The organism is Aliisedimentitalea scapharcae (assembly GCF_045277565.1).
Taxonomy (GTDB): Bacteria; Pseudomonadota; Alphaproteobacteria; order Rhodobacterales; family Rhodobacteraceae; genus Aliisedimentitalea; species Aliisedimentitalea scapharcae.
Genome location: NZ_CP123584.1, coordinates 977692 through 1003937, shown reverse-complemented (window position 1 = coordinate 1003937; position 26246 = coordinate 977692). Strand labels below are relative to the sequence as shown.

At 59.0% G+C, this 26246-nt stretch carries 25 protein-coding genes and 1 tRNA gene; 15 read left to right on the top strand and 11 right to left on the bottom strand.

Translation table 11 applies throughout. From position 1 onward, the window contains the following. The first annotated feature begins 208 nt into the window (after window positions 1–208). Both QEZ52_RS04655 and QEZ52_RS04650 read left to right on the top strand, forming a co-directional pair. Complete coding sequence (locus tag QEZ52_RS04655) at window positions 209–1168, top strand: L-malyl-CoA/beta-methylmalyl-CoA lyase (protein WP_406648303.1); 960 nt, start codon at window positions 209–211, stop codon at window positions 1166–1168. 78 nt (window positions 1169–1246) lie between these two features. Beyond that, a complete protein-coding gene (locus tag QEZ52_RS04650; protein ID WP_406648302.1) occupies window positions 1247–1864 on the top strand; it encodes a hypothetical protein in 618 nt (205 codons plus the stop codon). 31 nt (window positions 1865–1895) lie between these two features. On the opposite strand, the gene QEZ52_RS04645 is transcribed toward QEZ52_RS04650, so the two are convergent. After that, on the bottom strand, window positions 1896–2348 hold the full coding sequence (locus QEZ52_RS04645; RefSeq protein WP_406648301.1) for an Lrp/AsnC family transcriptional regulator: 453 nt from the start codon (window positions 2346–2348) through the stop codon (window positions 1896–1898). A gap of 73 nt (window positions 2349–2421) precedes the next feature. On the opposite strand from QEZ52_RS04645, the gene QEZ52_RS04640 reads away from it, so the two are divergent. After that, on the top strand, window positions 2422–3015 hold the full coding sequence (locus QEZ52_RS04640) for a LysE family translocator (RefSeq protein WP_406648300.1): 594 nt from the start codon (window positions 2422–2424) through the stop codon (window positions 3013–3015). Between the two features lie 19 nt (window positions 3016–3034). On the opposite strand, the gene QEZ52_RS04635 is transcribed toward QEZ52_RS04640, so the two are convergent. Then, complete coding sequence (locus QEZ52_RS04635; protein ID WP_406648299.1) at window positions 3035–3868, bottom strand: GyrI-like domain-containing protein; 834 nt, start codon at window positions 3866–3868, stop codon at window positions 3035–3037. A gap of 124 nt (window positions 3869–3992) precedes the next feature. On the opposite strand from QEZ52_RS04635, the gene QEZ52_RS04630 reads away from it, so the two are divergent. From QEZ52_RS04630 to QEZ52_RS04620, 3 genes are all read left to right on the top strand, one after another. Continuing rightward, complete coding sequence (locus QEZ52_RS04630; RefSeq protein WP_406648297.1) at window positions 3993–4955, top strand: acetyl-CoA carboxylase carboxyltransferase subunit alpha; 963 nt, start codon at window positions 3993–3995, stop codon at window positions 4953–4955. A 497-nt stretch (window positions 4956–5452) separates the two neighbouring features. Next, complete coding sequence (locus QEZ52_RS04625) at window positions 5453–6205, top strand: hypothetical protein (protein ID WP_406648296.1); 753 nt, start codon at window positions 5453–5455, stop codon at window positions 6203–6205. After that, the gene (locus tag QEZ52_RS04620) at window positions 6202–7176 is read left to right on the top strand and encodes a helix-turn-helix transcriptional regulator (RefSeq protein ID WP_406648294.1); all 975 of its coding nucleotides are present in this window, start codon (window positions 6202–6204) and stop codon (window positions 7174–7176) included. Before QEZ52_RS04625 ends, QEZ52_RS04620 begins: the two co-directional genes overlap by 4 nt. 6 nt (window positions 7177–7182) lie before the next feature. Here QEZ52_RS04620 and QEZ52_RS04615 read toward each other — a convergent pair whose 3' ends face one another. From QEZ52_RS04615 to QEZ52_RS04605, 3 genes are all read right to left on the bottom strand, one after another. Beyond that, on the bottom strand, window positions 7183–8430 hold the full coding sequence (locus QEZ52_RS04615; RefSeq protein WP_406648292.1) for a lytic murein transglycosylase: 1248 nt from the start codon (window positions 8428–8430) through the stop codon (window positions 7183–7185). A 136-nt stretch (window positions 8431–8566) separates the two neighbouring features. Beyond that, entirely contained in the window at window positions 8567–9214 is a 648-nt protein-coding gene (locus tag QEZ52_RS04610; protein WP_406648291.1) for a GntR family transcriptional regulator, read from the bottom strand. Window positions 9215–9466: 252 nt separating this feature from the next. Further along, complete coding sequence (locus tag QEZ52_RS04605) at window positions 9467–10147, bottom strand: M48 family metallopeptidase (RefSeq protein ID WP_406648290.1); 681 nt, start codon at window positions 10145–10147, stop codon at window positions 9467–9469. 98 nt (window positions 10148–10245) lie between these two features. On the opposite strand from QEZ52_RS04605, the gene QEZ52_RS04600 reads away from it, so the two are divergent. Both QEZ52_RS04600 and QEZ52_RS04595 read left to right on the top strand, forming a co-directional pair. Next, on the top strand, window positions 10246–10572 hold the full coding sequence (locus QEZ52_RS04600; RefSeq protein WP_406648288.1) for an FYDLN acid domain-containing protein: 327 nt from the start codon (window positions 10246–10248) through the stop codon (window positions 10570–10572). A 151-nt stretch (window positions 10573–10723) separates the two neighbouring features. Beyond that, window positions 10724–10799, top strand: a tRNA-Ala gene (locus tag QEZ52_RS04595). A gap of 851 nt (window positions 10800–11650) precedes the next feature. Here QEZ52_RS04595 and coaBC read toward each other — a convergent pair. From coaBC to QEZ52_RS04580, 3 genes are all read right to left on the bottom strand, one after another. Continuing rightward, window positions 11651–12847, bottom strand: coding sequence for a bifunctional phosphopantothenoylcysteine decarboxylase/phosphopantothenate--cysteine ligase CoaBC (coaBC, locus tag QEZ52_RS04590; protein WP_406648287.1), 1197 nt, complete (start codon window positions 12845–12847; stop codon window positions 11651–11653). Between the two features lie 68 nt (window positions 12848–12915). Further along, a complete protein-coding gene (locus QEZ52_RS04585) occupies window positions 12916–13713 on the bottom strand; it encodes a ChaN family lipoprotein (protein ID WP_406648285.1) in 798 nt (265 codons plus the stop codon). A 23-nt stretch (window positions 13714–13736) separates the two neighbouring features. After that, complete coding sequence (locus tag QEZ52_RS04580) at window positions 13737–14615, bottom strand: RNA polymerase factor sigma-32 (RefSeq protein WP_406648284.1); 879 nt, start codon at window positions 14613–14615, stop codon at window positions 13737–13739. Between the two features lie 187 nt (window positions 14616–14802). Here QEZ52_RS04580 and cobU point away from each other — a divergent pair, with 187 nt between their 5' ends. From cobU to QEZ52_RS04560, 4 genes are all read left to right on the top strand, one after another. Then, a complete protein-coding gene (gene cobU / locus QEZ52_RS04575) occupies window positions 14803–15330 on the top strand; it encodes a bifunctional adenosylcobinamide kinase/adenosylcobinamide-phosphate guanylyltransferase (RefSeq protein ID WP_406648283.1) in 528 nt (175 codons plus the stop codon). Then, window positions 15327–15905 (top strand): histidine phosphatase family protein, encoded by a 579-nt coding sequence (locus QEZ52_RS04570; RefSeq protein WP_406648282.1) that lies wholly within the window; start codon window positions 15327–15329, stop codon window positions 15903–15905. The genes cobU and QEZ52_RS04570 overlap by 4 nt, the downstream gene beginning before the upstream one ends. A gap of 59 nt (window positions 15906–15964) precedes the next feature. Beyond that, window positions 15965–16651 carry a glutathione S-transferase gene (locus QEZ52_RS04565; protein WP_406648281.1) on the top strand — a complete coding sequence of 229 codons (687 nt, stop codon included), beginning with the start codon at window positions 15965–15967 and terminating at the stop codon, window positions 16649–16651. Window positions 16652–16776: 125 nt separating this feature from the next. Next, window positions 16777–18285 (top strand): YifB family Mg chelatase-like AAA ATPase, encoded by a 1509-nt coding sequence (locus tag QEZ52_RS04560; RefSeq protein WP_406648280.1) that lies wholly within the window; start codon window positions 16777–16779, stop codon window positions 18283–18285. A 63-nt stretch (window positions 18286–18348) separates the two neighbouring features. Here the strand turns inward: QEZ52_RS04560 and gshB are convergent, their stop codons facing one another. From gshB to rsmI, 3 genes are all read right to left on the bottom strand, one after another. Beyond that, on the bottom strand, window positions 18349–19281 hold the full coding sequence (gene gshB / locus QEZ52_RS04555; protein ID WP_406648279.1) for a glutathione synthase: 933 nt from the start codon (window positions 19279–19281) through the stop codon (window positions 18349–18351). 85 nt (window positions 19282–19366) lie between these two features. Beyond that, window positions 19367–19735 carry a YraN family protein gene (locus QEZ52_RS04550; protein ID WP_406648278.1) on the bottom strand — a complete coding sequence of 123 codons (369 nt, stop codon included), beginning with the start codon at window positions 19733–19735 and terminating at the stop codon, window positions 19367–19369. A gap of 2 nt (window positions 19736–19737) precedes the next feature. Continuing rightward, window positions 19738–20598, bottom strand: a complete 861-nt coding sequence (rsmI, locus tag QEZ52_RS04545) for a 16S rRNA (cytidine(1402)-2'-O)-methyltransferase (protein ID WP_406648277.1) — start codon at window positions 20596–20598, stop codon at window positions 19738–19740. Window positions 20599–20687: 89 nt separating this feature from the next. Here rsmI and QEZ52_RS04540 point away from each other — a divergent pair, with 89 nt between their 5' ends. From QEZ52_RS04540 to murJ, 3 genes are read left to right on the top strand one after another with little or no spacing between them, the layout of a single operon-like run. Continuing rightward, the gene (locus QEZ52_RS04540) at window positions 20688–21863 is read left to right on the top strand and encodes a penicillin-binding protein activator (RefSeq protein WP_406648275.1); all 1176 of its coding nucleotides are present in this window, start codon (window positions 20688–20690) and stop codon (window positions 21861–21863) included. Then, entirely contained in the window at window positions 21823–24627 is a 2805-nt protein-coding gene (locus tag QEZ52_RS04535) for a [protein-PII] uridylyltransferase (RefSeq protein WP_406648273.1), read from the top strand. The genes QEZ52_RS04540 and QEZ52_RS04535 overlap by 41 nt, the downstream gene beginning before the upstream one ends. After that, window positions 24624–26162 (top strand): murein biosynthesis integral membrane protein MurJ, encoded by a 1539-nt coding sequence (gene murJ, locus QEZ52_RS04530; protein WP_406648272.1) that lies wholly within the window; start codon window positions 24624–24626, stop codon window positions 26160–26162. Before QEZ52_RS04535 ends, murJ begins: the two co-directional genes overlap by 4 nt. Window positions 26163–26246: the final 84 nt, after the last annotated feature.

Here is a 26246-nt window from a genome sequence, read left to right as displayed (position 1 = left end):
GTCCTTGCAAGCCCAACCTTTGCGCATCACATTGCGGGTTTCCAATGCATCTGCGACATTCGCGCGTCGGTTCACAGCCCACCAATCGCGTGCCGCAACGCGGCGTTCCCAATGCCGCAGATGCAAAATACGACTTGCACGCCGGCGCGCAATTTAATAACCCCTGACACAACTGAAACGCAATTTCCTTACCCCGGAGGGAATATCTATGAGCTTTCGCCTACAACCTGCCGCCCCGGCCCGTCCCAACCGCTGCCAGCTGTTTGGCCCCGGCTCGCGTCCGGCGCTGTTTGAAAAGATGGCCGCCAGTGCTGCGGATGTGATCAACCTGGATCTTGAGGATTCGGTGGCACCGACGGACAAAGACACCGCGCGCGAGAACGTTATCAACGCGATTTCCGACGTGGATTGGGGCACCAAGACCCTATCGGTGCGCATCAACGGGCTCGACACCCCGTTCTGGTATCGTGACGTGGTGGACCTGCTGGAAAAGGGCGGCGACCGTCTGGACCAGATCATGATCCCCAAGGTCGGCTGTGCCGGTGACATCTATGCCGTGGACGCGCTGGTCACCGCGGTCGAGGCCGCGATGGGCCGCACCAAACCGATCAATTTCGAGGTCATCATCGAATCCGCGGCCGGTATCGCCCATGTGGAAGAGATTGCTGCCGCCTCTCCCCGCATGGTCGCCATGTCCCTGGGCGCGGCAGATTTTGCCGCATCAATGGGCATGCAAACCACCGGCATCGGTGGCACCCAGGAAAACTATTACATGATTCGCGAAGGTCAGAAGCATTGGTCAGACCCGTGGCATTGGGCCCAGGCTGCCATCGTCGCCGCCTGCCGCACCCATGGCGTGCTGCCGGTCGACGGCCCGTTCGGTGATTTCAGCGATGACGACGGTTTCCGCGCTCAGGCATTGCGCTCGGCGACCTTGGGCATGGTAGGCAAATGGGCCATCCACCCAAAGCAGATCGCCTTGGCCAACGAAGTCTTCACCCCATCGGACGAGGCTGTGGCTGAAGCCCGCGAAATCCTGGCTGCAATGGAGCAGGCCAAGGCCAACGGCGAAGGCGCGACCGTCTACAAAGGCCGCTTGGTCGATATCGCATCGATCAAACAGGCCGAGGTGATCGTCGCCCAATCGGAACTGATTGCGAACAGCTGACGCCGGTTCGTTTTCACTGCAATATGGGGGCGTCCTGACTGGGGCGCCCTTTTTTCGTCATTCATGGACCTTGCGCCAATGCCCGACCTGACCCTGCTGCACACGGCCGATGTGCATTGTGCGACCTTTGACAGGCTCGCCCCGACGGCCGATCTGCACCACATCGTACGGCCTGACTGGCTGACACGAGCGCAAACGCAGATAGATACCGCGCTCAGGAATGAAGTCACCAAGGCTGTGACCACAGCCAAGGGCCCCGTGTTGTGCAGTTGCACCACCATTGGAGAAGTGGCCGAAGCCGCGGGGGCTACGCGGATCGACTGGCCGATGATGCAACGCGCTGCCCAGATCGGCGCTCCGGTTCTGATGGCCTATTGCCTGGACAGCACGCTGGCCCCCTCACAGGCGCTGCTACAGCGCGCGTTTGGCCAGCGAGACCCGCACCTGAGCCTTCTGGACCTGTCGCATCTCTGGGGCATGTTCGTTGCGGGGCAAACCACGGACTTTGCTGTGGCCATTGCACAGGCGGTTGACGAGGCGGTGCACGACCGTTCGAACGGCTGTGTTGTTCTGGCTCAAGCCTCAATGGCACAAGCCGCCGGGCTTGCACACTGCACCCGTCACACGCCGGTTCTGAGCTCTCCCGATCTGGCGATCAAGGCGCTCCTGCCCGTTCGCGCGACCAAGCGGTTTTGAAACCGTGTGACCAAAGGCGCTTGCAAACGCCTTAACCGCGCTGATCCTTGGGCGATCCCATCACCACATAGGACGTAATCGCGCTCACATGCGGTGACGTTCCCAACACTTCGGTGTGGAATCTTTTGTAGCTGGGCAGGTCCGCGCATTCGACGCGCAGTAGGTATTCGATGGTACCCGTGATGTTATGGCATTCCACAACTTCGCGCGCCGCCTGCATGGCCTGTTCAAAGGCCAATTGTGCCGCCTTGGTGTGTTCGCTGAGACCGACACCGATATAGGTAACAAAACCAACGCCCTGTGCCTGACGGTCCAACACCGCCCGATATCCTATGATCACCCCCGAGCGCTCAAGCTCTTGAACCCGACGCAGGCAGGCCGAGGCAGACAGCCCCACCCGGTCAGCCAGTTCGAGGTTCGAAATTCGACCATCGCGCGTCAATTCACGCAATATCTGATCGTTTATTTGATCTTTCTTTGACATAAGTTGCACAAATAACCGCCACCCCGCCCAAAACGCAATTTCATTTTGCGGTTTTCAAGCAATCATTCACCACATGACTTATGATCTCCTTCTGGCGCTTGCGCTCTTTGCCTTTGTTTCGTCGATCACGCCGGGGCCTAACAACTTGATGTTGATGGCCTCTGGCGCGAATTTCGGATTTCGCCGCACCGTCGCCCATATGCTGGGAATCGGGTTGGGGTTCACATTTATGATCCTGTGTGTCGGTGCGGGGCTGGTACAGCTGTTTGACGCCTACCCGGTGGCCTATGACATCCTGAAATACGGCTCGGTTGCCTATCTGCTGTATCTCGCCTGGAAAATCGCCAATGCGGCACCCGTCAACGCCGGCGAAGCGGTCGGTCGCCCAATGTCGTTCCTGCAAGCCGCTGGGTTTCAGTGGGTCAATCCCAAGGCCTGGACCATGGCGCTGACCGCGCTCAGCGCCTATACACCGGACCAATCCACCCGATCCGTGATCATTGTGGCCATGGTGTTTGGTGCCATCAACCTGCCGTGTGTCAGCAGCTGGACCGTTTTGGGCCAACAGATGGCGCGGATCCTGACAAACCCGCGCCGCCTGGTAGTATTCAACTGGACCATGGCGGCCCTGTTGGTTGGGTCGCTTTATCCGGTGGTCATAGGATAAAGCGCTCAGACCCGGTGTCCTATTTGAGCGGCATACAGATTTCTGTCACCAGATCTTCGGGCGCGGTGTCGCGAGGATTGTTCATGTAGATCTCGAAACAGGGGGCATCGGCAGGTTCTTCGCCCGAGGTCGGCAACCAATTCCCATAGAGGCTCTGATAGGCACCGGAAATACCGGAATACGGCCCTTTGTAAGTGAGAACAGCGGTTTTACCGCCCTCCAGCCGCCGTTCTTCCAAGCCTTGCGGAATACCCTCGCCCCGATATTCGCCTCCGGCAAAGCTGCGCAGTTCGGCCTCGGCCACACATTCAGGATTGTCATAGTAAACCGCCGCGGCAGGCCCCATATGCGGCCAGAGCTGACGGGATTCGCACATGGCACCAAAGGCCTCAAAGCTTTTGCCGATCTCCATGTAGGCACCAGTGTGTGGCAGGCCGATCAGGCGGCGGGCTGGTTCATTGCGAAGGGATACGGGATGCATGGGATAGTCTCCGATTTTCAGGGTTGGGTTGGCTAACGTCGCCCGTCCCGCCTTGCGAAAGGCAGTGGGGCTAGCGCCATAGGCCTCGGCAAAGGCCCGCGCAAAGGATTTGAGGTTGGGATAGCCCACATCACGGGCAATCCGATCAACCGGACGATCACCTGTCACCAGCCAGCTGGCTGCCCGATGCAGCCGCAAACGCCGCACCGCCTGGGCACAGGTTTCCCCGGTCAGGACACGAAACACCCGATGCCAGTGAAACCGCGACATCGCCGCCACGTCGGCCAGATTGTCCAGCGACAGATCGCCAGCGGGATTGTCGTGAATATAGGCCAATACCCGCAGCACCCTGTCTTCGTAGCTGGTCGTCATCTTGGTGATCCTCTTGTCGTCCGTTGCCCCTGTTGAATGCCATGGGACGAAACCACAAATCTTGCTGAGTTGCATCCGACGGCAACTGAGGCCATATAACGGGGAACACCGCGAGTGAGGCGTCATGACCCAGTATATGGATTTCGAAAAACCCCTGGCTGAAATCGAAGGCAAGGCCGAAGAGCTGCGCGCTCTCGCCCGGGCCAACGAGGAAATGGATGTAGAGAGCGAGGCCAAGGCGCTGGACGCCAAGGCTGTCCAATTGCTCGACGATCTCTACAAGGATCTGACACCCTGGCGCAAATGCCAGGTGGCTCGGCACCCTGAACGCCCCCATTGCAAGGACTACATCCAGGCGCTGTTTTCTGAATACACACCTTTGGCAGGTGATCGGAATTTTGCCGATGACCATGCGGTCATGGGTGGCCTGGCCCGGTTCAACGACCAACCGGTCATGGTGATCGGTCACGAAAAGGGCACCGACACCAAATCCCGGATCGAGCGCAATTTCGGCATGGCACGCCCCGAAGGCTATCGCAAGGCAATCCGGCTGATGCAGATGGCCGGGAAATTTGGTCTGCCGGTGATCACTCTGGTTGACACCCCCGGTGCCTACCCCGGCAAAGGGGCCGAAGAGCGCGGCCAGTCCGAAGCCATCGCCCGCGCCACCGAAGCCTGCCTGCAGATCGGCGTGCCGTTGGTCAGCGTGGTGATAGGCGAAGGTGGATCCGGTGGTGCCGTGGCCTTTGCCACCGCCAACCGAGTGGCGATGCTGGAACATTCGATCTATTCGGTGATCAGCCCCGAAGGCTGTGCGTCGATCCTGTGGAAAGACGCCGAAAAGATGCGCGAAGCCGCAGAGGCGCTGCGCCTGACTGCGCAGAATCTGTTCGACCTTGGCGTGGTAGACCGTGTGATCCCCGAGCCCAAAGGCGGCGCGCACCGCGACAAGGCGACCGCAATCCAGGCCGTTGGCGACGCGATCACTGCGTTGCTGGGGGACATGCAGGACATGGACGCCAAGGCCCTGGTGCAGGATCGGCGCAAAAAGTTCCTCGATATAGGGTCCAAAGGGCTGGCAGCTTAACCCGTTTTGGAAGGGTCAACCGGCCCTTCTGACTTGCTGGTCAAAATGTTATTCTCGACGCGCCATGCTTTGCACCGGTGACATTCCGGTGCAAAGCATGGCGCGTATCACAATCGTTCACTGCGCTCCGAAAACACCCCGTTAAGCCCGATGTGGGCGCAGTCCACCGGCGCACCCGCAGTCGCCGGAAAAACGCGGTCGCTCTGCCGGACGGCCTCGACCAGAGGGTGAAGCCCCCTCTCCCCTGTATCCATCATCATTGCAGACCAACGCCCGGCATTGTTTCCTCACAGGGACGGCCCCGGAAACACGGGGGCTGGGGCAGTGGGGCAACTGAGCCTGCGACAGAGGTGTTATCAGGCACCACCCAGATGGCTTGGCTGCGGAGCTTGACTCTAGCCAGCACCGCGTTTTCGCTCAACAGTGTCTGTTGACACTCTTCCCACGTGCCATCCGGCGATGAACAATACCGGAGCAGGCAACAGGAGACTTACAAGATGCACCCGATCATTGCCCTTTGGTCCCATCCGCGCTCCATGTCCACAGCGATGGAACGTGTGATGCGCGAACGCGGCGATTTGGACTGTGCGCATGAACCCTTCATGTATGACTATTATGTCAATCGAAAGGTGCGCGAGATGCCCCACTTCGATGTGCAACCTGGCCACCCCGTCGCCTACCAGGACATCCGCAACACCTTGATACACCGCGCCGAAACCCGGCCCGTGTTCTTCAAGGACATGAGCTATTACGTCATGCCGCATATTCTGGCGGACCAGGCATTTCAGGGTCGGCTGATCAACTGCTTTCTGATCCGCAATCCGATGGCGTCGATTCCCTCTTATTTCAAACTGGATGCCGAGGTGACCCAAGAAGAAATCGGATTAGAGGCGCAATGGCGGCATTACTCGGCGCTCAAGGCGGCCGGTCAAGTGCCCGTGGTGATCGAGGCTGAAACCGTGCGACAGGACACCCGTGCTGCATTGGCAAACATGTGGGATCGCATTGGATTGCCGTTTTCCGAAGCCGCCTTTGACTGGCAGGACGAAAAACCCACCGACTGGCAGCAGGTGGATGGCTGGCACGGCGACGTCAGCGCCTCCAAGTCCATCCGCCCCCTGACACTGGCCGATATATCCGAACAGGAGCGCATGTTTTTTGCCCTCGCCCGCCGAGAACCCAAGGCACAGACCTATCTCGAACACCACCTGCCCTATTATCTGCGTCTTAAGGGAGCGGCATTGGAGTGAGCACGGACACAGGGAAATCCACCGCAGACTTGGTCGAAAACCTGTCGTTGTTTCATGTTTTGCCCACGGCCATCGACGCCATAGGCACATCGGATTTCGAAAAACTGCTCGCCGATGCGGTGGGGGCCGCAATCGACCATGATTTTATTACCATGGCCCGCTACTCCACCCGCGATGATCCCAGATTCCTGATCCATTCGCACACTTTCCCGTCACACCTGGCCGAACTGTACCTAAAGAAATACGTCAGCAGCGACCCCTATGTCCCCTTCTGGCGCCAAGGGCGCACATCAGGCGTGGTTTGGCTGCAAGAGCTGACACGCAATGGTGCGTTTTCACGCTACACGGATGAGTTCCTGCCCCAGATCGATGTGACTGACGAGATTGGCGTTTTTGCACCAGCGGTGGACACTGATTCCGTGGCCTTCTTTTTCAACAAGCGAAGGGGCCAATTCCATCAAACCGACGTGGATACGCTGGATAGGCTTTACCCCACCATCGCCGCGCTCTATCGGCAGCACATACGGGCCCTGATCCTGGCCGATGAATACTCCGCTTCTCCGTCTTTGGGGCGGCCCTGGCGCACGACAAACGCCCTGGGCACAACGATCTGGATGACCAATGAATGGCATCAGCAGAACACGCCTCAGGCGGTCCCGATACGCACCTCGATCGCCCAGGACTTCAACGTCGGAAATCGGTTTGTCTGGACGATCTATTCCGGTGCTGATGCTACCCCGGCGATGTTGGAGATCGATCAATGGGTGTCCCGGATCGATCTGACACCGCGTGAACGCGACATTGTCAGGCTGACGCTCCAAGGCCACAGCACGGCTGGAATCGCCCAGACGCTGGATCTGTCAGTGGGCAACATCAAGAACCACAAACGCCGGATCTATGGCAAGCTGGACATCACCAGCGAACGTGAGTTGTTCCTGCTGTTCTTTGCCGCGCTGACAGTCCAGAGCTGATGCTGATTACCCTTTGCGCAGTCGTTGCAACAAGTCCAGCGAAGGTTCGCCCGTCACGGTCAGACCGCGGGATTTCTGATAACCTGAAATCGCGCTCTTTGTGTTGGATCCGATGACCCCATCGGCACCTTGGGTGTCAAATCCCGCCCGGGTCAAACGCTCCTGCATCTCCTTGCGGTCATCCAACGTCATGCCGGTCTTGTCTGGGGGGAACTTCCCCTTGATCGCCGGGCCACCCACCAGGCGATCGGACAGGTGACCAATCCCGATCACATAGCTGGTAGAGTTGTTATACCGGGTGATTACCTTGAAATTATTGAAGACCATAAAAGCAGGCCCGGACGCCCCCGATGGAATGATGATCGACGCGGCTCCATGATCCGGCACTGCACGCCCGGACATATCACGCACGCCCAAGGCGGCCCAACTGCTGGGTGCGCGTTTTGTGTCGCGCCCCGTCAAACCTGTATCAAACCCGCTGGGCAATCGCACTTCGACACCCCAGGGCTGCCCCTGCTTCCAACCGGATCGCTTTAGATAGGCCGCTGCCGAGGCCAGGGCATCGGTCGGGTCATCCGACCAGATGTCACGCCGCCCGTCGCCGCGGAAATCCACCGCATACGCCAAATAAGAGGTCGGGATAAATTGGGTGTGGCCCATAGCGCCCGCCCAGCTCCCGGTCATGCGGTCCGAGCTGATATCGCCATTTTGCAGAATCTTGAGCGCAGCGACCAGCTGGCTTTCAAAAAACGAACCGCGCCGCCCGTCATAAGCCAGCGTGGACAGCGCCGAGACCACCGGAATATCGCCCCTGCGCGCGCCATAGCGGCTCTCTAGCCCCCAAATGGCCGTCACGACCTGTGGTTCCACCTGATATCGGTTCTGGATCTCCAGCAGGACATTTCGGTGACGCTGGAGCATCTGGCGTCCGACGGATATGCGTTCATCCGACGCGGCAATCGCCAGGTAGTCCTCGAGCGTGCGCGTGAATTCGGTCTGGTTGCGGTCCCGTTCAATCACTCCCGGCAGGTACCCTGCACTTTGAAACGCGCGATCCAGGACCGGTTGTGAAATCCCCTGGGACAGCGCGCGCGCCCGGAAACTGGCCAACCAGGCGTCATACCCAGCATTGGGAACCGATTTCATGCGTGTCGGTGCCACCGGCGTGGTTGGGACCCCATCGGTACAGGCCGACAAAAAGGCTGCTCCCAACCCAAGTGAAAAGCTGCGCCTGCCCAATCCGCTCTGTTTCATGGTGATGTCCTGCTCAAATTTGGTTTGTGATTTGGTTTTGCCACCAGCCTAGCCCGGATCTCTCCTCCGGGCCAAGCCATCAGATACCATATCGCCGCTTCCGGCGTGGCTCTGCCACTCTGACCCAACGCGGAGCTTATCCCGCGAGCAGTTTGAGCCCCTGTGTCACGTCCGACCGGACCGCCAGGCGCAATCCCGGTTCGTCACCGGCCTTGAGCGCGGCAATGATCAGCTTGTGGTTATACGGCGGTTCCGTCCGGCGCAGCCGCCCATACAACGCCCGCATCGTCGGCCCCAGCTGTAACCATACGGTTTCGGCCATGGCCAGCATCGCCGGAGCCTGCGCACGCAGATACAGGGTGCGATGAAATTCGAGGTTCGAGCGGATATAGCCCACTGCATCGCGTTTGGACACCATTTCGGCCACGGTGACATTGATCGAATGCAATCGGTCGATCAATGCAATATGCGCACGCGGCAACGCCCGGCTGGCCAGCTCAACCTCCAGCAAAGCGCGCAGCGCAGCCAGCTCTTCAATCCGATCATGACTCAGCTCCGGTGTCGAAACACGGCCTGAACTGGACAGGAATAGAGCACCTTCGGCCACCAACCTGCGCACGGCCTCGCGGGCAGGTGTCATGGAGACATCAAATTCTTTGCCAATCCCCCGCAACGTCAGCGCCGCACCGGGGGCGATTTCGCCATGCATGATCCGGGTTCGCAAGGTGCGATACACCCTGTCATGAGCAGACAGTTCGGCGTCAGATGGTCTTGGGGCTATCATGAACCCTTTGTGATCACATCCAGAGGTCGGGTCAACCACAAGCCCTCCCGCCCGTCGGCGCGGCATGAAAATGCCGCACCTTCCGTTGGGCGTGGCACTGCGCGTCAATGCGCGCAGTGCCACGCCGGTTCGATGTGATGGCAGCGTGCGGCACGCACGCTGCCACGCCCAACTCAAATGGGTTTTCCGGCGACAGCCGGAACATGCAATTGGGGCGGGAGCCCACCGCCGCCAAATGCAGAATCAGCGGTGTCAGAATTGGAACCGATGCAATGCTCCGCCTTCGCGGCGCAACCAATCGCGGGCGGGCCGATAATCCCCATACAAACTTTCGAGCTTTGCCCAAAAGGCGGCCGAGTGATTCATTTCGCTCAAATGCGCCACCTCATGCGCCGCAACGTAATCCAGAACCTCAGGAGGTGCCAAAATCAAACGCCAAGAATACATCAGCGCGCCCTGACTGGAACACGACCCCCATCTGGACCGTGTGTCGCGCAATGTGATCCTGGAATACGTCGCGCCCAATCGGGCAGCATAGCGGTCAGATGCTCCGGCCAGCCGATCCCGCGCCGCCTGCTTCAAAAAGGCCTGCAGCCGAATGCCCGGCTCCTGCCCCGGCACACCCACGGTGGTCTCAGACAAGACGACACGACGCCCCGCTATGGGCACAACGGTCCGCATGTCCCCTTCGATTGGAAGTTGGCTGCCGTAACCCAGGACCTCAATTCCAGGGTGTTTCGCCAGATGCCCACGAATCCAGTCGGATTTGCTCTCGGCAAACTCCAATGCCTCGCGATCCGCCACGCCTTTTGGCACCGTCAACGTGACCCGACCGTCCAATTGCGACACCCGCAGACTAATCCGACGGGCACGCCCGGACCGCCGCAAGGCCAGCGGCACAGGCGGATTTCCGGGCAAATGATACTGCGTCATGGCGGCCCCCTGTTTCCAAAGGCTTTGACAGTCCCCACCTCATATGGCAGGAGACCGGAATCGTCGATACGACTCATCAGATAATCGAGGGGATACACATGCCCAAGGAAGAATGGGGGGTAAAGCGCGTTTGCCCGACCACCGGTAAACGGTTTTACGACCTGAACAAGAACCCAATCGTTAGCCCCTATACGGGCGAAGTGGTCCAGCAGGAGCTCGGCAAAAGCCGCATGATCGCCGCTGATTCCGAAGATGCGGCAACGCTGAAGGCAAAGGAAAGCTCTGAAACCGAAGATCTGGTCCTGGACGATGAAGAAACCATCGATGTGGATCTGGGTGATGACGTTCTGGACGACGATGACGACGACGATAATGTCTCGCTCGACGAAATCGCCGACATGCCTTCGGAGAACGACGAAAGCTGATTTCGGGCCTGGGCCGACAAGGCCCGGGCACGACCGATACCCCCTAAAATCGGGTGTCAAAAATTATCAGAAGTTGGTGCATTTTGCCCTTGCAGCCTGCGCCATCGTCGCTTAAACGACGCTCACACCGCGAAATACGCGGATGTGGCACGGGGCCTTAGCTCAGCTGGGAGAGCGCTTGCATGGCATGCAAGAGGTCAGGGGTTCGATCCCCCTAGGCTCCACCAATTTCCTTGTCTATGAATGAATATATCGCAAGGGTTTGAAACGCCTCGGGTGTTCCAAGGTTCAATGCCCTTTTCCCGACCATGAACGACAATCACTCCTGATCTGAGATGTGGCGGCCCTGCAAGCCAAATGATCAATAACTTTCCAAACTGCCCTCGCCGTAACCGCCGTTAGTCTCCTTTCAAACTCAATGAATCCCCAGTTTACGCGGCATCAAAATGGAAACCGGCAGTTCAACCGTCGTGTACATCTCACTTCGGGTGAAAGGGCAAATTCAACGGCAATCGCGCTCATACCACTGAACGCCCGTCGCACTATTCCTTGGCAGATGGAGTGCCGCCCAAAAACCTGAAACCGAGCGGTCTGGGCAGAAGACTATCAATGGCTTTGACTTGGGCAACCCAGTCCCACGTCACACCAGGTCATACTGCTCGCGCCCATGGCATACCCGACCTTGGAACCCAAAAAGGCGTGCAAGTTCTCACCTGGCACACTGTCGCCTTCATCCGACTGTAGGTGCGAAAATCCTGTGTCCGGCACTGCCTCGGAAAATCGACAAAACGGCATGACCTACGCACCAGAGACCCCCAGGTGCCTTCAGCCAGGCACATCACATCACCGTTCCCTCCAATCCAAATAGGTCTGCGATCACCTCCAGCGTTTTTGGCTGGGTGCTGCGATGTTTCAGCGTCGATCCATGCATCCCGATCGGCCATTGGTTTTTGAACCGGTGGCACCGCTTCACGGTCCGACCAAACTTTACAGGTCACATGGCGCACTTCACATGGCGCAATACTATGCGGACCTACTCTTGGGCCTATCGCACAGCTCACTCTCGCCAAAGGTGGGATCACCCAACCAAGGCCGCTGCAATCCGGTCAGCCAGTTGCCGCGCCACCTGGGTTTTCCCCATACGAGGCCATTCTTCGGCCCCGTCTTCGGAGATCAGAACCACTGCATTCTCGCTCCCACCCATAATGCCTGTTGCGGGCGACACGTCATTGGCCACGATCCAATCACACCCCTTTCGCAAACGTTTGGCCGTGGCGTGATTGATCACATCATCGGTTTCTGCCGCAAACCCCACGACCAGCCCCGGCCGTCCTTGGGTCATGTGGGACACGCGTTTGAGAATATCCGGGTTCTCCGCAAATGCCAGCGTTGGCAATCCGTCCCGGCTTTTCTTCAGCTTTTTGTCTGACGCGCTGGCCACCCGCCAATCGGCAACCGCCGCAGCAAAAACGCCAACATCCACAGGCAACGCAGCCTCGACCGCGTCCGACATCTGCTGGGCGCTTTGAACAGGCACCACGTCAACACCCGACGGCGGCGGCACATCCGCTGGGCCCGTGACAAATACCACCTCGGCCCCCAGATCCCGCAGAGCCGCAGCCAGCGCAGCCCCCTGCGCGCCAGATGATCGGTTGGCAATATAGCGCACCGGATCAATGGGTTCATGCGTCGGACCCGAAGTGACAAGGATACGCTTGCCGTTCAATGGACCGTCCTTCAACGCAGCCCCGATCGCGGCGACAATCTCGTCAGGTTCGGCCATCCGACCGGGGCCGAATTCACCACAGGCCATGGCACCTGCGTTCGGGCCAACAAAGGTAACCCCGTCAGACTTTAGCGTTTTGATGTTGCGTTGGGTTGCGGGATGTTCCCACATCCGCACATTCATGGCAGGTGCAACCAAAACGGGCGTGTCAGTGGCAAGCAACAGGGTGGACGCCAAATCATTCGCCAACCCCTGCGCCATCTTGGCCATCAGATCGGCGGTTGCCGGAGCCACAACCAACAGATCAGCGCTGCGGGAAAGTTGAATATGGCCCATTTCGGCCTCGGATGTCAGATCGAACAGATCCCGATGCACGCCGGCCCCGGCCAATGCAGACACCGACAGCGGGGTTACGAATTCTTCGCCAGCGCGGGTCAGCACAGGGGTGACGCGCGCACCCTGATCCTGCAACCGCCGGATCAGATCGAGAGATTTGTAGGCCGCAATGCCGCCACCAATGATCAGAAGGATATGTTTGTCAGCCAGCATTTGCCCGTCCTTACCTGCAATCTCTTTGACATTATTGCGCGCGTGCCGGGAATGGAAACGGTTTTGGCTCAGTCGCTTTGAAACGCCAGACAGGGGTCCGGACGATCGACAGCAGCAGCATCGACAACAGCATCGAACGCGCCGCTGATTTGCCCGTCCTCGGACTGTCCCAGCGAAAAGGACACCAGCCCGGGCATCGCCTGAGCAAGATAGACCGGGATGCCGCGATCTGTTCTGGCGTGGCCATTGCCGGTGATCACCACCACAGGTCCGCCGGTTTCGCGAAAGGCCCGCACCACCGCGCGGGCCAAAACCGCATCCCTCAGTCGTTGAAATTCAACCAACAGGGGCAGCATGTCTTTGGGCATTGCATCACAGTGATTGGCAAGCTGATTAGCTTCGCGTGATGATTGTTCGGCAGCGGGCAGCGGGTCTTTCAAACCATATTGCGCGGCCTCAGCGCCAAAGAATGCGGCCGCGCCATTTTGCATCACGTCGCCCGCCTGCGACCTGGGAACCTGCCCGCCATAGTGTGCAGCCCCCTGGCTCGCGGCAAAGATCGGTGCGTAAAAGGAAAATTCCGGCCAGCCAGTGTCCGACCACTGCAAGTCCCTGGCCAATTGATCGGGGTCGGCTGTAACGCCTTTGTCCAACACATCTGCCCGTTCAGGCGTCAGCATTTCCCACACAACGGCCCTTGGCGTCAGGGCCTGGACCATCCGGGCCTGCGTTTTGTGATGTTCGGGGTTATCGTGTACCTCGCCCAGTATCACCACATCCGCCTGCGCCATACCTTCCACCAGAGGGGCTGCGGTCAGCTCTGTTGCCGCAAAAACCAAAGCGCCCAGCACACACTGGACGCTCATGAGACCTGAAATGCAAAATCTGTTCATAACAGAAAGTTCTGCACCTCGGCACTCTGGCTTTCAAGGCTCTTGCGCATCTTTTGAAAGGCAGCTGCTTCGAGCTGTCGCACCCTTTCCTTGGACAGCTTCAGCTCATTCCCCAGGCTTTCCAGGGTACGGGCAGGATCCCGCAGCTTGCGTTCGCGCACAATAAAGCGCTCCCGGTCGGTCAAAATATCCATTGCCATGACCAACCAAGTCCGCAGCTGTTCGCGATCATGACGTTCCTCGACCAGTTCAGCGGCCTGCTGACTGTCGTCTTCCAGCGCTTCGATCCACTCCCGCCCTTCTTCGTCCGCCGATTGCACCGCATTCAGCGAGAAATCGCTGCCTGCCAATCGCCCGTCCATCATTTCGACATCCCGCATGGGCACACCGATTTCAGACGCGATTTTTTCGTGCATTTGGTGCCGATCCAGACGCATCCCGTCTGCAGCCGCTTCGCGTTCGAATTGAGCCTGAACACGTCGCATATTGAAGAACAGCGATTTCTGGCTGGACGTCGACCCGGTGCGCACCATCGACCAGTTGCGCATCACATAGTCCTGGATTGACGCCTTGATCCACCAGACAGCATAGGTCGAAAAACGCACGCCGCGATCCGGATCGAATTTATCCGCCGCTTTCATCAACCCGAGACCCGCCTCCTGGATCAGGTCATTCATTGGTGCGCCATAGCGACGATATTTCGACGCCATCGAAATCGCCAAGCGCATGTAGGCCGTGATCAGTCGGTGCAGCGCGGCTTCATCCCGGTCATCTCGCCACGCATACGCCAGCGCTGACTCGGTCTCTGCATCCAGCAATTCTGCCTTCATCGCCTGCCGGGGCAGGATATCACTATTTTGTCGGTCAAGCGGCATGGGCTTCCCCCTGCTTAATGGCTCTATATCAATGGATACGCAGCTGCGGTCGCTTTGGATCAATCCGGCCACAAGATTTTTTTCAGGGTTGCTCTTGCCGTCTTAAATCCGAACCTTTGAGGCAGGGATTGAGAAAAAGACGCGCTGCAGGTACCCACGTATATGGCAGTTTCTGACTAAAAGGGTAATGAACTTGCATTCCAGAGTCACATTCATTCTTGGCGGCGCGGCCTCGGGCAAGTCCGAATACGCCGAAGATTTTTGCCTAAATACCGGAAAAAAAAGACATTATCTGGCCACTTCACAAGTCTTTGATAATGAAATGCAGGCCAAAGTAGACAAACATATCACGCAACGCGGCACCGGGTGGATCACTCACGAAGCCCCGTTCGACGTCACACCCGTGCTGGATGCACTGACCGATCAGGACATCTGTCTGCTGGATTGTGCCACCATGTGGCTGACCAATCACCTGCTGGCCGAACATGATCTGGGCGCGCAGCAGATCCGGTTGCAGGAGACCATCGCGCGTTGCAAGGGCGATCTGGTGATTGTCTCGAACGAAACCGGACAAGGCATCGTGCCAGAAAACAAGCTCGCCCGCCAATTTCGCGAAGCGCAGGGACGGTTGAACATCCTTCTCGCGGGTCAAGCGGATCTGGTCGTGCAGGTTGTTGTCGGTCTGCCACAGGTTCTGAAAGGGAAATTGCCATGACCCAGTTGTTTCTGGTGCGCCACGGGCCAACGCACGCAAAAACCATGGTGGGATGGTCTGATCTGCCTGCCGATCTGTCAGACACTGCGCAATTGTCCCGCCTTTCTGATTTTTTGCCGAAGGATGCGTTGGTCATTTCGTCCGACCTGTCCCGCGCTGCAGACACAGCAACCGCGATCCAACGGGACCGGCACCGCCTGCCTCATCAGCGAGAGCTGCGCGAAATCCACTTTGGCGCCTGGGAATTGCGCAGTTGGGCCGAAATAGACGCCGAAGACCCTGACCATATCCGGGCCTATTGGGAAACGCCCGGAGATGTGCGCCCACCAAACGGCGAAAGCTGGAACGAAGTGCGGGCCCGGGTCGACGCGGTGATTGATGACCTGATCACCGCCCATTACGGACGCAATCTGATCATTGTTGGTCATTTCGGGATGATCCTGACACAGGTGCAGCGGGCGGAATGCCTGACAGCAGAAGAGGCTTTTTCGCATCGCATCGACAATTTGTCAGTGACCGAGATCACCCGAACACAGTCTGGATGGGAAACCGGGCGGATCAATCACCTGCCGTGATGGCCCCCGTCACAAATTGCTGTTTTACCCACCCGCTGTGGGTCTTTTAACCTGCCCACATGACTTATGATTTGTATATCGGCGATCGCATGTATTCCAGCTGGTCCCTGCGGGGTTGGCTGATGATGGAAAAATTCGACATCCCGCATCGGGTGCATATGGTGGGGCTGTATTCCGGCACCATGGCGCAGGACCTTGGGGATCTGGCCCCGGCCCGTTTGGTCCCAGCCATGCGGTGCCCGGAGGGGACCGTGGTTGGCGAATCTCTGGCCATGGCCGAAACCTTGGCTGAACGCCACCCGACGGCAGGGTTATGGCCCTTTGATCCGACCCATCGCGCCACCGCACGCTGGCTGTGTTCCGAAATGGCGGCCGGGTTCTCGGCATTGCGCGGTGATTGCCCGATGCAGCTGAGCCATATCTGGGAGGGTTTCGTTCCCTCGGAATCTGTTCGGGCGGATTTGAACCGGATCGAAACCCTATGGGCCCATGCCCGTCAAATCTCCGGTTCTTCTGACGGATATCTGTTTGGCGACTATTCTCTGGCGGATGTGTTTTACACACCCGTCGCGGCCCGGATTATCGGCTATGACCTGCCAGTGTCCCGATCCAGCCGCGCCTATTGCGCCCGCCTTCTGAGCGATCCGGCTGTGCTGCGCTGGCAGGACCAGGCCCGAACCGTGACATATGACCCGGAACCCTACGTTCAACCGTTGTCGCGCCGTGACTGGACCCTGCCCTCCTGATCCAGGGGGACGCAAAGACAACCTGAAGGGGGCCAGGCGTGGCCCCCATTTTTTTGGAGAATTAACCATTCTTAAACGCCTCACGCCTACCGATTAACCAATAGGTAACCAAGATCGGAGGCTGCATGACCGCCCGCGCCTATACCGTCGCCTTTCAGGGTGTCGAAGCCCGCCTGGTCGAAGTGCAATGTGCGGTGTCTCCGGGGCTGCCGGCCTTTTCCGTCGTCGGCCTCCCGAACAAAGCCGTGTCCGAGGCCCGCGACCGGGTCCGGTCTGCACTCAGTTCGATGGCCATCGCCCTGCCCTCCAAACGCATCACCATCAACCTCTCGCCTGCCGATCTTCCCAAGGAAGGCAGCCATTTTGATCTGCCCATTGCCCTGGCCTTGTTGGCTGCGCTTGAAATCATCCCCAAGGACGCCTCGGAAGGCACGATAGCACTGGGTGAATTGTCGCTGGACGGCTCGCTGGTCCCGGTTGTCGGTGCGTTGCCGGCCGCCATGACCGCAGCGACCGAGGACCGAACCCTGCTGTGCCCCGGTGCGTCGGGTCCCGAAGCGGCCTGGGTGGACGCGGCCACCGTGATTGGTGCGGACAGCCTGGCGGATGTGGTCCGCCACTATACCGGTCAACATCCGATCACCCCCGCCACCTCGGGCGAGGTCGCCACCGCACCCAGCCTGCGCTGCTTGCGCGATGTCAAAGGACAGGAACGGGCCAAACGTGCGTTGGAAATCGCGGCAGCAGGGCGCCATCATTTGATGATGGTTGGCGCACCCGGATCCGGAAAATCCATGTTGGCGGCGCGCATACCCACAATCCTGCCACCCATGTCCCCGACCGAAGCGCTTCAAACCTCGATGATCCACTCGCTCTGCGGGTTGCTGGATCAGGGAGGCATTGATCTGACCCGCCCTTTTCGCGAACCTCATCACACAGCATCCATGGCGGCCATCGTCGGAGGAGGCCGTGGTGCCAAACCCGGTGAAATCAGCCTTGCTCACAATGGCGTTCTGTTTCTCGACGAACTTCCCGAATTCAACCGGACAGTTCTGGAAACCTTGCGCCAACCCATCGAAACCGGCGAAGTCATGGTGGCGCGCGCCAATGCCCATGTAAAGTATCCCAGCCGGTTCATGCTGGTTGCTGCGGCCAATCCTTGTAAATGTGGCTATCTGGCCGATGCCTCGCGCGCCTGTTCGCGGGCACCGGTTTGCGGCGAAGATTATCTGGGCCGCATTTCCGGCCCCCTGATGGATCGAATAGATCTGCGCGTGGATGTGCCCCCCGTGGCCTTTACGGACCTGGACCAGCCCCCGGACGGAGAATCTTCGGCAACTGTCGCCCAACGCGTCAACACGGCCCGCCAATTGCAAGAACACCGTTTTTCAGCTCAGGACGGGATGTATCAAAATGCGGATCTCGAAGGCAAAACACTCGACGACCTGGCCTGCCCTGACGCCGAAGGGCGCGATCTTCTGTTACGTGCGGCTGATCGGTTCGGCCTGTCGGCACGCGGCTATCACAGGGTTTTGCGGGTGGCGCGCACGATTGCCGATCTCGCCGGAGAATGCGACATCCGTCGGCCTCATGTGGCCGAAGCGCTCAGCTTTCGCGTCGGTACGTCCGGGTGAGCGCTGCGCCGGCCTGTCAGGTGTCTGACCCACCGGCGCAAATCATGTCCAATCAGGGTCGGCTCACACCTTGGCCTCGATCGCCTGCCATACTTTCTCGGCGATATTGACCCCGTTGAACCGCTCCAGCTCTTGGATACCGGTGGGAGACGTCACGTTGATTTCGGTCAGATAGTCACCGATCACGTCGATGCCGACAAAAACCTGGCCTTTTTCTTTCAACAGGGGCCCGATCGCCGCACAGATTTCCTGATCACGTTCGCTCAGCCCGATTTTCTCGGGCCGTCCGCCCACATGCATGTTGGACCGGGTTTCCCCCTCGGCCGGAACCCGATTGATGGCACCAACAGGGTCGCCGTCTACCAAGATGATACGCTTGTCACCATTTCGGACATCAGGCAGGAATTTCTGTACGATCAGCGGTTCGCGCGAGAACCCAGTGAACAATTCATGCAAGGACGTCAGATTCCGGTCGTTGGCGTCCAAACGGAACACGCCAGCACCCCCATTGCCATACAGAGGCTTCAGGATCACGTCACCATGTTTGGCCTTGAATGCCTTGATGGTTTCCAGATCACGGGCCACAGTCGTGGGCGGTGTCAGATCGGGGAAATCCAAAACCAACAGTTTCTCGGGATAATTGCGCACCCAAAACGGGTCATTCACCACGAGGGCCTGCCCTTTCAGGCGGTCCAGCAAATGGGTGGAGGTGATATAGTGCATGTCAAACGGCGGATCCTGGCGCAACCAGACGACATCGAAACCGGCCAGATCGACTTCGCGTTCCGGCCCCAGAACGGCTGGATCCCCAGCCACCCGCTGCACGGTCATGTCGTGGCCACGTGCGGTAATGCGCCCTTCCTGATAGGCCAGTTGGTCAGGTGCGTAGTAGAACAGCTCGTGACCACGGGCCTGTGCTTCTTCCGCCAGACGAAAGCTGCTGTCGGCGTTGATATCCACGGCCCCAATCGGGTCCATCTGAAAAGCGATCTTCATCGGCGTTCCCCTTTGCCCGCGTCCCGCGGCCTATTCTGCGTTCAGCAGAATACATGGCCCAGACCGACAAAGGGTTCAATGGGGGTCACCCCAACCCATAGGCGTTTTCGAGAATTTCGTATTGTCCCTGACCATCCACCAGCGCCACGTCAAACCGCACATTGGTCAGTTGTCCCTGGGGTTCGTTCTCCAGGAATTGTGCAGCGCTGGCATAGATTCGCGCCATCTGGTGTTGCGTGATCCGTTCGGCGGCCCGGGCCAGTGTAGGCCCCTTTTTGACTTCTACAAAAACCACCCCGTCGGCGTTGCGGGTGATCAGATCGATCTCGCCCCCCGGTCCGCGCCATCTTCGTTTCGCAATGGAAAAACCCCGCCGTTCATAGTCTTGGGCGATGGAATGTTCCGCTGCCTCGCCCGAATGATATGCCATCTGGCCACGCGCGTGCCGCGACATGTTCAGTCCCCTTCCCGGCCAATTTGCAAGGCCATCTGGTAGATTTTGCGGCGTGGCAGGTCGTGCATTTGGGACACGATATCTGCCGCATCCTTGACAGAATTCCCTTTCAGAGCCGCCTTCAGGTCCGATTCTAGATCAACTTGGCTAACAGTTTCTGAACGCCCCCGATCCACCAGCAGCACGATTTCACCTTTGACGTTGGTGCCGGCCAGCTCTGCGGCTAATTCGGTCAAGGTGCTGCGCCGGATCTCCTCGAACTTCTTGGTCAGTTCCCGGCATAATGCGGCAGGCCGATCTCCCAGGACATCGGCCATGTCTTGCAGGCTTGCTGCAACGCGTTTGGGGGATTCGTAAAATACCAGGGTTCCGGGAATCGCCTTCAGCTCTTCCAGTCGCGTTCGGCGTGCTCCGGTTGCATTTGGCAAAAACCCGCCAAAGAAAAAGGCATCGGTCGGCAGGCCAGCCAACGTCAAAGCCGTGATGCCTGCTGTCGCTCCCGGAGCACAGGTCACCGTATGCCCCGCCTGAGCCGCCTGACGGCTGAGATCATAACCGGGGTCGGCAATCAACGGCATGCCAGCTTCAGAGGCGTAGGCCACCGATTTGCCTTCGGACAGCGCGTTTAACAGGCGTTCACGGGACCCGGCACCGCTGTGATCATGGTAGGACAACACCATACGGCCTTCTAGCGGCACACCGTGGATTTCCATCAGACGGCGCAAACTACGGGTGTCTTCGGCGGCAATCACATCAGCCGACGCCAACACATCCAACGCCCTAAGCGTGATGTCGCGGGCGGTTCCGATCGGGGTGGCAACAAAATACAGCCCCGGTGACAATCTGACCTTTTGGTGATTCAACGCTGGACCCGCCTTTTTCGTCGTTTATGATCAAAGCCCGACAAGAACACGGCGGTATCGGCGCCGGATCAGGGAGAGTCAGGTTCATTATGTTTGCTGTTTTCAAACCCGCCCGCAAGGTGGCGCTTGCCGCTATCAGTGTTGTTTCTGCTGTGGCACTAAGTGCCTGCAACCCCACCGGGATAAGCAGTGGCGGCCCAACCATCAATACCTCAAAGCCAGTTCCGGTCGCTCTTCTTGTGCCCCGCGGGTCTGCCCAATCCGGCGACGCGGCGCTTGCACAGAGCCTGGAGAACGCAGCGCGACTGGCCATTGCCGATTTGACCAACGTCCAGATTGACCTGCGCGTTTACGACACGGCAGGCAATGCAGGCACTGCGGCCACAGTGGCCACACAGGCCGTAAACGAAGGCGCACGGATCATTCTTGGCCCAGTCTATGGTGAGGCCGCAAATGCGGTTGGGCTTGCTGTTGCCAATCGCAATATCAATGTTCTGAGCTTCTCCAACAATGCCACGATTGCAGGTGGCAACCTGTTCATTCTGGGGCACACGTTCAACAACACTGCTGATCGTCTGGCCAATTTTGCCTCCCGTCAGGGCAAGGGCAATATGCTGGTTGTGCACAGCAGCGATGTCGCCGGCCAGGTCGGGCGCAATGCCATACAGCAGGCCGCTGGCAAAACCGCGGCGACGATCACAGGCACCGTCGCCTACGACCTGTCCCAGCAAAGCGTCATCGACACTGTTCCGACCATCCGGGCCCAGATCGATTCGACCGGATCCAACGCGTTGTTCCTGACGTCGACAACTGCGGGTGCGCTGCCGCTTCTGACCCAGCTGTTGCCCGAAGCCGGTGTCGACCCGGCCACCACACAGTATATTGGGTTGACCCGTTGGGATATTCCAGCGCAAACCTTGGCTCTGCCCGGGGTACAGGGCGGATGGTTCGCGTTGCCGGACCCGATCATGGCCCAACGGTTCCGCAGCCGCTATGAAGGTGCTTATGGCGGTGGACCTCACCCCATCGGTGGTCTGGCATATGACGGAATCGCCGCTATCGGGGCATTGGTCGGCGCGGGCAAATCCGACGCCCTGACCGGCGCTGCATTGACCCAAGGTGCCGGGTTCCAGGGTGTAGGCGGCATTTTCCGCCTGCGTTCTGATGGTACCAACGAGCGCGGCCTGGCCGTGGCAACCATTCAAGATAAACAGGTCGTCATCATTGACCCAGCCCCTACAAGCTTCACCGGTGCCGGATTCTAATCCGGTCGCACCGGCCCTGCCGCTCGATCCTCTGATCTGCGATTCCGCGTCCATTTTCGATCCCGAAGATATTCGGGATCGGCTGGATTGCGCAGTTAAGGGCGCACAGGACAACGCGGCCCTGCGCGCTGCTGCAGTAGCAGTGTTGCGTGACGCCAACACTTCCGGACGGGCCGCAATCGCTACGGCCTTTGAAGCGGCCCCATTTGCGGCCCGCTCGCTGACGCGGTCCTACACCTATCTGACCGACGGATTGATCAAGACAGCATTTCATGTGGCCACAGATCTGCTGCACCCGCTGGCCAATCCCACACAGGGTGAACGCATCGCGGTGATTGCGGTGGGTGGGTATGGACGTGGAGAAATGGCACCGGCGTCGGATGTCGACCTCTTGTTCCTGACCCCCTACAAAATCACTGCCTGGGCCGAAAGCGTCATTGAATCGATGCTGTATATCCTCTGGGATCTGCGGCTCAAAGTGGGACACTCCAGCCGGACGATTCGCGATTGCCTGCGCTTGGGCGAGGAAGATTTCACCATCCGTACCGCCATGCTGGAGCATCGCTTTCTGGTTGGCCATGCTCCTCTGGCCGAGGAATTGGACACCCGGTTGAAAACCGAATTGTTCAAGAACACCGGCCGGGAATTCATCGAAGCCAAACTGGAGGAACGCGAAGCCCGGCATCGAAAGCAGGGCCAGCGGTACATGGTGGAGCCCAACGTCAAAGAAGGCAAAGGCGGGCTGCGCGATCTGCAATCGCTGTTCTGGATTGCCAAATACTTGTATGGTGTTCAACGAGCCGCAGAATTGGTGCCTTTGGGGCTGTTCCGCCCTGAGGAATACGACCGGTTCCGCGAGGCTGAAACCTTCCTTTGGGCGGTTCGCTCTCATCTGCATCTGGTCACCCGACGCGCCACGGAACAGTTGAATTTCGACATCCAGGTCGTGGTAGCCGAACGCATGGGGTACGAGGATCGCGCAGGGCGCAGGGCGGTTGAAATCTTTATGCAGGAGTTCTTTCGTCATGCCACGACAGTGGGCGAACTGACACGGATTTTCCTGACCAAACTGGAAGCAGCCCACCAGAAAAACGCCCCTTTGTTGGAGCGCATCCTACGGCGGCGGCGACGCACCAAACCCGGCTACAAGGTGGTGCACAACCGACTGGACGTGGCCGATCCTGAAAGCTTCCTGGCTGACAAGCTGAACCTGCTGCGCCTGTTCGAAGAAGCGCTGCGCACCGGGTTGTTGATCCACCCGGACGCCATGCGTCTGGTCACTGCCAATCTGGCCCTGATCGACGACGACATGCGGAACAACAAGGAAGCGCAACGGATATTTCTCGACCTGCTCGTCAAACACGGCAACCCGGAACGCGCGCTGCGTCGGATGAACGAACTGGGAGTTCTGTCGGCATTCATCCCTGAATTTGAACCGATCGTCGCGATGATGCAATTCAACATGTATCATTCCTACACGGTCGACGAACACACCATTCAGGTCATTTCGAATTTCACCCAGATCGAAAAACACGAACTGGAAGAAGAACTGCCGCTCAGCTCGGAAATCCTGAAAACCGGGGTCAACCGCAAGGTTCTGATGGTGGCCATGCTGCTGCATGACATCGGCAAAGGGCGCGAAATGGATCATTCGATCCTGGGGGCTCAGATCGCGCGCAAGGTCGCCCCGCGGCTGGGCCTGTCCAAGGCCGATTGCGAGACCGTGGAATGGCTGGTACGCTACCACCTCGTGATGTCGGACATGGCACAGAAACGCGACATCTCCGACCCACGCACCATCCGTGACTTTGCCAAGGCTGTGCAAACCGTAAAGCGGTTGAATCTGCTAACCGTGCTGACCGTCTGTGATATCCGGGGCGTTGGCCCCGACACTTGGAACAACTGGAAGGCCACGCTGATCCGGAACCTGCATTCACAGACGTTGCAGGCGCTGGAGCAGGGCATGGAAGCGATAAACAAGGTCAACCGCGGCGCTGCCGCCAAAAAGGCGTTGCGCAATGCGCTTCCCGATTGGGAGGCCAAGGCGCTCAAGCATGAAACAGGTCGCCACTATGACCCCTATTGGCAGGGCATGCCCCTGGCTGCCCATGTGATCTTTGCCAATCTCCTCAGAAATATCGGTGACGATGAAGTTCGCATCGATCTTGAACCCGACACGGACCGTGATGCCACAAGGGTGTGCTTTGCCATCGCTGACCATCCGGGGATCTTCTCGCGCCTGGCAGGTGCCTTGGCGTTGGTTGGGGCCAATGTGGTGGACGCCCGCACCTATACCTCGCGCGACGGGTATGCCACAGCCGCTTTCTGGGTGCAGGACGCCGATGGGTCCCCGTATGAGGCCAACCGGTTGAAACGGCTCAGCCAGATGATCGACAAGACCCTAAAAGGCGAAGTCATCGCGACCGAAGCGATCCGCGACAAGGACAAGATCAAGAAACGCGAACGCGCCTTTCGGGTACCAACGACCATCACCTTTGATAATGAGGGATCTGAAATCTACACCATCATCGAGGTCGACACCCGTGACCGTCCCGGGTTGCTGTTTGATCTGACCCGCACATTGGCCAATACCAACGTCAATATCTCTTCGGCAGTCATCGCCACCTATGGCGAACAAGTGGTAGACAGCTTTTACGTCAAAGACATGTTCGGGCTAAAGTTCCATTCCGAGGCCAAACAGAAAACGCTCGAGAAAAAGCTGCGCGAGGCCATCACCAAAGGCAGTGAAAGGGCCCATGCATGAAGCCGATCCGGCTGCTCAGAGGGTTCCTGACCGTGGGCGGCTGGACCATGGCAAGCCGCGTTCTGGGGTTCCTGCGCGATGCGATGATCCTGGCGTTTCTGGGGACAGGCCCTTTGTACGAGGCCTATGTCGTCGCCTTTCGCCTGCCCAACATGTTCCGCCGCTTCTTTGCCGAAGGCGCGTTCAATATGGCCTTCATCCCGATGTTCTCCAAGAAACTGGAGGGCGGCGAAGATCCCCAGCGGTTCGCACAAGAAGCTTTTGCCGGCTTGGCCAGCGTGCTGATTGTTCTGACATTACTGGCGCAGATCTCGATGCCCTGGCTGATCTGGGGATTGGCATCCGGCTTCTCCGGGCAGGAACAATTCGCCCTGTCGGTTGATTTCGGGCGCATCGCCTTTCCCTATATCCTGTTCATCTCCCTGGCGGCCCTGTTGTCAGGGGTATTGAACGCCACGGGCCGATTTGCAGCCGCTGCCGCTGCTCCGGTGCTGCTGAACATCCTGTTGGTTGCCGCAATGGCATGGGCTCATTGGATGGGGCAGGACGTGGCCCGCGCGTTGATCTGGGCCGTTCCTGTGGCGGGTGTCGCACAATTGGCGCTGGTGGCCCATGCCGCAGCGCGAGCCGGCTTTCCGATGCGCCTGCGCCGCCCGCGATTGACCCCGGATCTGCGGCGTCTGATCCGCATTGCTGTCCCGGCTGCATTGGCTGGCGGCGTGGTACAGGTCAATCTGTTGGTTGGCCAACAGGTCGCGTCCTATTTTGACCGCGCCGTGGGCTGGTTGTTTGCCGCGGACCGCCTGTATCAGCTGCCCTTGGGTGTGGTCGGTATCGCGGTCGGTGTTGTATTGCTGCCGGACTTGTCTCGCCGTCTCAAGGCGCGGGATGACACCGGCGCACGCGACGCCTTCTCCCGCGCCGGAGAGATCGCCTTGGCGCTGACCCTGCCCTGCGCCGTCGCGCTGCTGGTGATCCCGCTGCCACTGGTGTCCGTATTGTTCGAGCGTGGCGCCACAACAGCAACCGACAGCGCCGCCATTGCCCTGGCGGTCGCGATCTATGGCCTTGGCCTGCCCGCTTTTGTTTTGCAGAAACTGCAACAACCATTGTTTTTTGCCCGCGAAGACACCCGCAGCCCGTTCCGCTATGCGGTTTGGGCCATGGTTATCAATGCGGTTGTTGCAATCGGTCTGTCGCCGGTGCTGGGCTGGATTGCGCCCGCTGTCGCCACCACTCTGGCGGCCTGGGTCATGGTTGGCTTGCTGCACTTTGGTGCCCGACAGATGGGGGACGTCGCACGATTTGACGCCCGCTTTCACAGCCGAATATGGCGCATCATGCTGGCCTCGGTCCTGATGGGGGGTGTTCTTGTTCTGATGCATCATCTGTTGGGACAGATGTTCACGATGGCGGGCTGGCGTTATTTGGCGCTGACTGTGTTGGTGCTGTCTGGCATCGTGACCTATTTTGCCATCGGCCTGGGCATCCGTGCCTTCCGCCTCTCAGACTTCCGCCGCAATCGCACCACCTGATCCAATCGCCAACGCCTGCCACGATCCGCGCCGCGCCCAGGGGCGCGGCGCTTGGCCCAACGCTTTGCGCTCCATCTTGATGGG

Excerpts from the sequence above, each read along its gene's own strand:
- QEZ52_RS04655 (WP_406648303.1), top strand. The coding sequence starts at position 209 with ATGAGCTTTCGCCTACAACCTGCCGCCCCGGCCCGTCCCAACCGCTGC.
- QEZ52_RS04650 (WP_406648302.1), top strand. The coding sequence starts at position 1,247 with ATGCCCGACCTGACCCTGCTGCACACGGCCGATGTGCATTGTGCGACC.
- QEZ52_RS04645 (WP_406648301.1), bottom strand. The coding sequence starts at position 2,348 with ATGTCAAAGAAAGATCAAATAAACGATCAGATATTGCGTGAATTGACG.
- QEZ52_RS04640 (WP_406648300.1), top strand. The coding sequence starts at position 2,422 with ATGACTTATGATCTCCTTCTGGCGCTTGCGCTCTTTGCCTTTGTTTCG.
- QEZ52_RS04635 (WP_406648299.1), bottom strand. The coding sequence starts at position 3,868 with ATGACGACCAGCTACGAAGACAGGGTGCTGCGGGTATTGGCCTATATT.
- QEZ52_RS04630 (WP_406648297.1), top strand. The coding sequence starts at position 3,993 with ATGACCCAGTATATGGATTTCGAAAAACCCCTGGCTGAAATCGAAGGC.
- QEZ52_RS04625 (WP_406648296.1), top strand. The coding sequence starts at position 5,453 with ATGCACCCGATCATTGCCCTTTGGTCCCATCCGCGCTCCATGTCCACA.
- QEZ52_RS04615 (WP_406648292.1), bottom strand. The coding sequence starts at position 8,430 with ATGAAACAGAGCGGATTGGGCAGGCGCAGCTTTTCACTTGGGTTGGGA.
- QEZ52_RS04610 (WP_406648291.1), bottom strand. The coding sequence starts at position 9,214 with ATGATAGCCCCAAGACCATCTGACGCCGAACTGTCTGCTCATGACAGG.
- QEZ52_RS04605 (WP_406648290.1), bottom strand. The coding sequence starts at position 10,147 with ATGACGCAGTATCATTTGCCCGGAAATCCGCCTGTGCCGCTGGCCTTG.
- QEZ52_RS04600 (WP_406648288.1), top strand. The coding sequence starts at position 10,246 with ATGCCCAAGGAAGAATGGGGGGTAAAGCGCGTTTGCCCGACCACCGGT.
- coaBC (WP_406648287.1), bottom strand. The coding sequence starts at position 12,847 with ATGCTGGCTGACAAACATATCCTTCTGATCATTGGTGGCGGCATTGCG.
- QEZ52_RS04585 (WP_406648285.1), bottom strand. The coding sequence starts at position 13,713 with ATGAGCGTCCAGTGTGTGCTGGGCGCTTTGGTTTTTGCGGCAACAGAG.
- QEZ52_RS04580 (WP_406648284.1), bottom strand. The coding sequence starts at position 14,615 with ATGCCGCTTGACCGACAAAATAGTGATATCCTGCCCCGGCAGGCGATG.
- cobU (WP_406648283.1), top strand. The coding sequence starts at position 14,803 with ATGAACTTGCATTCCAGAGTCACATTCATTCTTGGCGGCGCGGCCTCG.
- QEZ52_RS04570 (WP_406648282.1), top strand. The coding sequence starts at position 15,327 with ATGACCCAGTTGTTTCTGGTGCGCCACGGGCCAACGCACGCAAAAACC.
- QEZ52_RS04565 (WP_406648281.1), top strand. The coding sequence starts at position 15,965 with ATGACTTATGATTTGTATATCGGCGATCGCATGTATTCCAGCTGGTCC.
- QEZ52_RS04560 (WP_406648280.1), top strand. The coding sequence starts at position 16,777 with ATGACCGCCCGCGCCTATACCGTCGCCTTTCAGGGTGTCGAAGCCCGC.
- gshB (WP_406648279.1), bottom strand. The coding sequence starts at position 19,281 with ATGAAGATCGCTTTTCAGATGGACCCGATTGGGGCCGTGGATATCAAC.
- QEZ52_RS04550 (WP_406648278.1), bottom strand. The coding sequence starts at position 19,735 with ATGTCGCGGCACGCGCGTGGCCAGATGGCATATCATTCGGGCGAGGCA.
- QEZ52_RS04540 (WP_406648275.1), top strand. The coding sequence starts at position 20,688 with ATGTTTGCTGTTTTCAAACCCGCCCGCAAGGTGGCGCTTGCCGCTATC.
- murJ (WP_406648272.1), top strand. The coding sequence starts at position 24,624 with ATGAAGCCGATCCGGCTGCTCAGAGGGTTCCTGACCGTGGGCGGCTGG.